This window comes from Microcystis sp. M113S1 (genome assembly GCF_020246945.1).
In the GTDB taxonomy this organism is placed as follows: domain Bacteria; phylum Cyanobacteriota; class Cyanobacteriia; order Cyanobacteriales; family Microcystaceae; genus Microcystis.
The window spans coordinates 1-6,432 of sequence record NZ_JADBSA010000092.1 but is presented as its reverse complement, the minus strand read 5'-3'; the positions used below and the strand labels follow the sequence as shown (position 1 = coordinate 6,432).

General features: G+C 42.8%; 5 protein-coding genes. 4 read left to right on the top strand and 1 reads right to left on the bottom strand.

The genetic code is table 11. The annotated features are described in order from the left end of the window. On the bottom strand, nt 1-156 hold a 156-nt coding region (locus tag IM319_RS05180; RefSeq protein WP_287734899.1), incomplete at its 3' end, for a helix-turn-helix domain-containing protein. Between the two features lie 205 nt (nt 157-361). On the opposite strand from IM319_RS05180, the gene IM319_RS05175 reads away from it, so the two are divergent. The 4 genes from IM319_RS05175 to IM319_RS05160 form a co-directional block, all read left to right on the top strand. After that, on the top strand, nt 362-1,879 hold the full coding sequence (locus IM319_RS05175) for an NAD(P)H-hydrate dehydratase (RefSeq protein WP_287734897.1): 1,518 nt from the start codon (nt 362-364) through the stop codon (nt 1,877-1,879). A 361-nt stretch (nt 1,880-2,240) separates the two neighbouring features. Beyond that, nucleotides 2,241-4,046, top strand: a complete 1,806-nt coding sequence (locus IM319_RS05170) for an aspartate kinase (RefSeq protein WP_287734895.1) — start codon at nt 2,241-2,243, stop codon at nt 4,044-4,046. Between the two features lie 106 nt (nt 4,047-4,152). Further along, on the top strand, nt 4,153-4,587 hold the full coding sequence (locus IM319_RS05165; RefSeq protein WP_287734894.1) for a hypothetical protein: 435 nt from the start codon (nt 4,153-4,155) through the stop codon (nt 4,585-4,587). A 139-nt stretch (nt 4,588-4,726) separates the two neighbouring features. Beyond that, a partial coding sequence (locus IM319_RS05160; RefSeq protein ID WP_287734893.1) for a tetratricopeptide repeat protein occupies nt 4,727-6,432 on the top strand: 1,706 nt, incomplete at its 3' end.

Genomic DNA, 6,432 nt, shown 5'->3' with positions numbered 1-6,432 from the left:
TTGAGCGTAGCCTACTCTTTCTTGCTTTTCGTACCATGCTTGTGTTCTGAGATGGAGAGCTTTATTGTAAACTAATCTTACACAGCCCAAAGTGCGCCGCAATAGCGACTCTTGTTCGGGTGTGGGGTAAAATCGAAACGAATAGGCTTTTTCCATGGGGAGCATTTTAGCATATATTTGGTAAATGCGCTAGTATTTAACGGTAAAGCCGTCGTAGAACGACGGGGTTTCAGACCCAAAATTTTCGATGATCTGGTTATTATCACCCAACCCAGCCTTCAGCCGGTGAAAATTCGGGCTAATTGGGAATTTTTCGGCAAAAAAGTTATCTAGACCTGCTAACAGGTAATTTATCCCTCGAATGAGCTACAATTATCAGTCAAACGTGGTTAATAGCGAGCAGATGCGTCGCATTGAAGGGGCGATTTTTGCCTCCGGTATGCCTGTGGCCGCTTTGATGGAAAAGGCAGCCCTGTTAACGGCACAACAGCTTAAAAAGTTCTATTCTTTGGCTAATTTCCCCAAAATCGGCGTTATCGTTGGCCCTGGTCACAATGGCGGCGACGCTCTCGTGATTGCTAGAGAATTACATCTTGCTGGTTATCAAGTATCTCTTTTTTGTCCGATCGCCAAACTCAAGGATTTAACAGCACAACAGGCTAATTATGTCAAGCATTTAGGCTTAATTTTTCAGAAAACTTTAGAATCTTTGGAGGATTGTCAGTTAATTATCGACGGTCTCTTCGGTTTTGGTTTAGAAAGGACTTTATCGGGAGATATTGCCGAATTAGTCGATAAAATTAATAGTTGGCAAAAACCGATAATTAGTATCGATATTGCTTCAGGAATTCACACCGACACTGGAGAGGTTTTAGGCACGGCAATTAAAGCCACTCATACCTTTTGTTTAGGACTCTGGAAACGCGCTTTTTTACAAGATTTGGCCTTACCCTATCTAGGTAAAGTGGAGTTAATTGACATAGGAATTAGTCCCCTTGACCTAGAAACAATTCTACAAGATTCACCGCCAATTCTGAGGGTTAATCCCGATCTAATTCGCCCTTATTTACCTTTACCCCGTCCTCTACTTACCCATAAATATCAGCAGGGACATTTATTAATTATCTGTGGTTCTCGTCGTTATGCAGGGGGGGCAATTCTTGCCGGATTAGGAGCGCGAGGTAGTGGTGTGGGAATGCTTTCGATTGCCGTTCCTGCTGCCCTCAAATCTTTATTAATTAGTCATTTACCAGAAGCATTAATTATCGATTGTCCTGAAACTGCCGCGGGAGCTATTGCCGAACTTCCCCTAGAATTAAATAATTATCATGTCCTCGCCTGTGGTCCTGGATTAACCACAGAAAATCCTGCTATTATCGAACAGGTTTTAGATAGTGATAAACCGATTATACTCGATGCCGATGCTTTAAATATTTTGGCTCAATTGGGCATAGAAAAATTATTATCTCGTCAGAATAAGACAATTTTAACGCCTCATTGGGGAGAATTTAAACGCTTATTTCCTAACTTATTAGGTTCTCAAGATAGGATTCATATCACTCAAGAAGCATCTCAACAAACTGGTGCAATTGTGTTATTAAAAGGAGCCAGAACTATAATCGCCTCTCCGGAAGGTAAAATGTATATAATCCCCGAAAGTACCTCCGCTTTAGCGCGAGGTGGTAGTGGTGATGTCTTAACGGGATTAATCGGCGGATTCTTAACCCAAATGCCAGATAAACCCTCGGAAGCAACCGCATTAGCGGCTTTTTTACACGCTCAAGCCGGCATTTTAGCGGCCAAAGAAAGGACAGAATTAGGAGTAGATGGAGTGACTTTAGCTAATTATTTATTTGCTGCCCTTAAAGGTTTAAATTAAACTCTGGAGGGAAACAGACGCAACCCGAAAACATTGATAATTGTTACTGTATCTAACATTAAAATATCTTTCATAATACCTATCTAATAAACGCAGAAATAAGAGGAGGAAACGATAAAAATACTATTAAAATAGCATAAATGTACTGGATTTAAACTGAGTATGGGTATTTTAGTACAAATGCTCGGACTGCCTCAACCTAGCTCCGGCGCTCCCTTCTCCGCTGCAGTCTTAAGGATTAATTTAGATAGTCGGCATTTGAGATAAAACATAAGGAATGTTAACCAAAACCACTTAACGTTAAGGAATTTTGATAAGTTGGAGATTGAACAAAGATAGAAAGTCTCTAGCGCTGACAACTATGGCTGTAATTGTCCAAAAATACGGTGGTACATCGGTAGGTTCCGTGGAACGCATTCAATCGGTAGCTCAACGGGTCAAAAATACGGTAATAGCAGGAAATACCGTGGTGGTGGTCGTTTCTGCCATGGGTAAAACCACCGATGGATTGGTCAATTTAGCCAAACAGATCGCCGCCGAACCCTCGCGCCGGGAGATGGATATGTTATTATCCACGGGGGAACAGGTGACGATCGCCTTGATGAGTATGGCCCTAGAGGAAATCGGACAACCGGCCATCTCCCTAACCGGCGCTCAGGTGGGAATTGTCACGGAATCCGAACATAGTCGCGCCCGTATTTTAGAAATTAAAACCGATCGCCTTTCCCGACATCTATCGGAGGGTAAAGTAGTTGTTGTCGCTGGTTTTCAAGGTGTCAGCGATAGCGATCAACTAGAGATTACCACCCTAGGCCGCGGTGGTTCCGATACCTCGGCCGTGGCCCTAGCAGCCGCCTTAAAAGCCGATTTTTGCGAAATTTACACCGATGTACCCGGTATTCTCACCACTGACCCCCGTTTAGTCCCCGAAGCGCGTCTTTTAGACCAAATTACCTGCGATGAGATGCTCGAATTAGCCAGTTTAGGGGCGAAAGTTCTCCACCCGCGAGCGGTGGAAATCGCTAAAAATTTCGGGGTTCCCTTGGTTGTCCGTTCCAGTTGGACTGAGGATCCGGGTACTTGGGTGACATCCCCGGCACCGAAACCGCGCACCCTGCAAGGATTGGAATTGACAAAAGCCGTGGATGCGGTGGAATTTGACGGCAATCAGGCGAAAATCGCCCTTTTACGGGTTCCTGATCGTCCCGGTATCGCTGCCCGTTTATTCGGGGAAATCGCTCATCAACAGGTGGACGTGGATTTAATTATTCAATCGATTCACGAGGGGGACAGCAACGATATTGCCTTTACGGTGATGGGAAATGCCTTGAAAAAAGCCGAATCCGTGGCCGAAGCGATCGCACCAGCTTTACGTTCCCATCCCACTAATACAGAGGAAGCGGAAGTGATCATCGAATCTGGGGCCGCTAAAATCGCCATTACCGGCGCTGGAATGATTGGCCGGCCGGGAATTGCTGCCCAAATATTTAGCACTTTGGCCGCAGCGGCAATTAATATCGAAATGATCTCCACTTCTGAAGTAAAAGTCAGTTGTGTCATCGATGAAGCGGACGGAGAAAAAGCAATTAAAGTCCTTTGTAATGCTTTTCAACTGGAGTATTCTGCTAAAGTTGCTCATCGCGAAATCCCTCACAATTTAGTCCCGGTACGGGGAGTGGCCCTAGATAATAATCAGGCACAAATGGCTATTCGTCGCGTCCCCGATCGCCCCGGGATGGCAGCGAGAATTTTCTCGGTTTTAGCGGCAAAAAATGTCAGTGTCGATATGATTATTCAATCCCAACGCTGCCGCATTGTCGATGGTATTCCCCGACGGGATATCGCTTTTACTTTGCCCCAAGCTGATGCTAATTTAGCCCAAAAAATCCTCTTAGAACTATCGGAAAGTTTGGGGTTACAGGAAGTGGTGGTTAATAATGATGTGGCCAAAGTTAGTATTGTTGGTTCGGGAATGGAAGGACAACCGGGGGTAGCAGCACGCTTTTTTGAAGCTTTAGCAAAGGAGAAGATTAATATTTTAATGATTGCTACTTCTGATATAAAAATCAGTTGTGTGGTGAATCAAGAAGATGGAGTCAGAGCCTTACAAGTGGTTCACGCCGCTTTTGGATTGGCCGGACAGGGTAAAATTGAAGTACCCGCCTAAATGAAATTAAAAGTTCTATGATAGGGGTAAGAGTTGTCAAATTGCTGGCAACTTAACCCCCAAAAATCCGATCAATAAGTTAACCCTCATCACCCCGATTTTATCTATGGACCCTCTTACAGGAGCAGCGATCGCAGTTGGTTCAATTATCGCTACTAAAGCGTTAGAGAAAACAGGTGAAAAAGTGGCAGAAAAGGTTTGGCAACAAACAGAAAAATTTCTTACTTCCCTGAAACAAGTTTCTCCAGATACTGTCACCGCAATTGAAAAAGCACCCGAACAACCTTTAGATTATGGACAAGCGATTCTGGAGGTTGAATCTGTTGCTAAAACCAGTCCCGAATTAAGCCAAATTATGACCGAGTTGGTTGACATTGTAGAAGCCGAACCTTTACCTAATTTAAAGGATATTCTTAACGATATTGCTAAGGCTTTGCAATCTCAATCCTCTGGACAAAAAACCTATATCAAAACCATTGAAAAAATTGTTAATTTTTCTCAAAGGGACATTAATATTAATGAACAAAATATCACAATGTAATGTCTTGGGCGCGTGCAACGCACCCCTACGGAACGGAAAAAAATGTTATTGTAGGGGCGAATCGTGTTCGCCCTTCCCCTTTTGATGTGTTAATATTGTATAAGTAAATATTTTTTTGTCACAGCATTATGTTACCAATATGGATCAAAAAATAGCCAATTATGCTCAAGGCGATATCAATATTGACAAGCAAAATATTTATAATTATCCGCCTAACCAAGAGCCTCCTCAACCCAATCCTCACAATTTATCTAATAGTAATATTCCTAAATTTGTTGGTAGGGATAAGGAATTAATTAAGTTAAAAAATAAATTACAAGAATCCCAAAAGCTTGCTATATCTACCTTAACGGGAATGGGAGGCATAGGTAAAACCGAATTAGCCAGACAATTTGGTTGGCAACAATGGCGAGAAAAAGCCTATCCCGGTGGTATATGTTGGTTAAATGTGGCAGAGAGTGATGGCGGTTTTATCGGTACTTCTATTTTAGATTTTGCGCGGTTATATCTCAAATTAACTTTACCAGATGAGGGAGAATTAGACATAAAAATTCGTTATTGTTGGCAAAACTGGTTAGCGGGAAATGTCTTAATTATTTTTGATGATGTGCGGGATTATCAGCAAATTAAGGATTATTTACCACCGCAAGAAGAGAAACGCTTTCAGGTTTTAATTACCACTCGCAAGGAATATTTATCAGCGACAATTGCGACTTTTCGGGTAGAAGTCTTAAAAGAAGAAGATGCTCTTGATTTATTGCGTTCCTACCTCGGAGATAACAGAATTGACACACAAATCGAAGAAGCTAAATTATTGTGTCAGGATTTGGGTTATTTACCCTTGGCGTTAGAATTGGTGGCAAGGTTGCTGGTACGACGACAGGATTGGAAAATTAGCAGAATACGGCAGAAATTAGCAGAAAACGGCTTAGAGGAGCGAATTTTAGCCAAAAATCCCAAGTTTCATGGGGAAATGACAGCAGAAAGAGGGTTGAAAGCTGCCTTTAATCTCAGTTGGGAGGAGTTGAATAGCGAACCAGATGCCCAAATTTTGGCACTTTACCTCAGTTTATTCGCTCTTGCGCCCTTTCCCAAGGGGATGATTCTGGATTTATTTCCCGATGAGGATGGGGATACAGTGGAGGAATGGTTAACCGATAGTTTAGTCCATCTGAGTTTAGTTCAGGATAAGGGTGAGGGTTGGTATGAAATTCATCCCCTGTTGCGTCGCTATTTTCGGGATAAGTTAGAAGCATCACCCCACGCAGAACCAGCAAAACGCCGTTATTGTGCGATTATGGCCAAAAAATCGGCAGAAATGCCCTATAATCCCACTGTAGAAATCGTTGAAGATTTTAAACCTTTCCTTCTCCATCTGCAAGCATCTGTCGGGGAATATCCAGAATATATCGCTGATGAGGATTTATTGTGGTCCTATACCGGTTTAGCTCGTTATTATAATGGACAAGGATTGTATGCTATTGCTGAACCTTACTATCAAGCTTGTTTAACCGCAACTCGAACCCGTTTAGGAGACAATCATCCCGATGTCGCACAATCCCTCAACAATTTAGCAGCATTGTACTATTCCCAAGGCAGATACCCAGAAGCGGAACCTCTCTATCTAGAAGCTTTAGATTTGAGAAAACGACTCTTAGGAGACAATCATCCCGATGTCGCACAATCCCTCAACAATTTAGCAGCATTGTACCGTTCCCAAGGCAAATACACAGAAGCGGAACCTCTCCATCTAGAAGCATTAGATTTGAGAAAACGACTCTTAGGAGACAATCATCCCGATGTGGCAGCTTCCCTCAACAATTTAGCAGGATTGTACGAATCCCA